1 tRNA gene is annotated in these 344 nt (G+C 45.3%); it reads right to left on the bottom strand.

Annotated features, from left to right (window positions below):
* Window positions 1–141: 141 nt before the first annotated feature.
* Window positions 142–217, bottom strand: a tRNA-Glu gene (locus E5C26_RS24570).
* Window positions 218–344: the final 127 nt, after the last annotated feature.

The raw sequence follows: 344 nt of genomic DNA, 5'->3' as shown, positions 1-344 counted from the left end.
GTTTCAGCTGTCATGTTTCAATTTTCAGCTTGTTCCAGATTGTTAAAGAGCAATATCTTAAACACGACTCGTCAGAGTCATCTTTAAGATGTTTTCGGTGCAGCAAGCACCGGTGATAATGTCTTTCACTCATTATCGGAATGGCGTCCCCAAGGGGATTCGAACCCCTGTTACAGCCGTGAAAGGGCAGTGTCCTAGGCCTCTAGACGATGGGGACACGAAATTCCGATCAGACTTGCGTCTTAATCGGTTCGTATCAGCATGAGTCAGAGACTCATTACATCAACAGGTAGCGCTTTTGCTCATTACTTTTCTATCAGACAATCTGTGTGAGCACTTCACGC

The organism is Serratia proteamaculans (genome assembly GCF_004684015.1).
Taxonomy (GTDB): domain Bacteria; phylum Pseudomonadota; class Gammaproteobacteria; order Enterobacterales; family Enterobacteriaceae; genus Serratia; species Serratia proteamaculans_F.
Note: the sequence above shows the minus strand (reverse complement) of the source record. Positions and strands in the feature narration are given on the sequence as shown.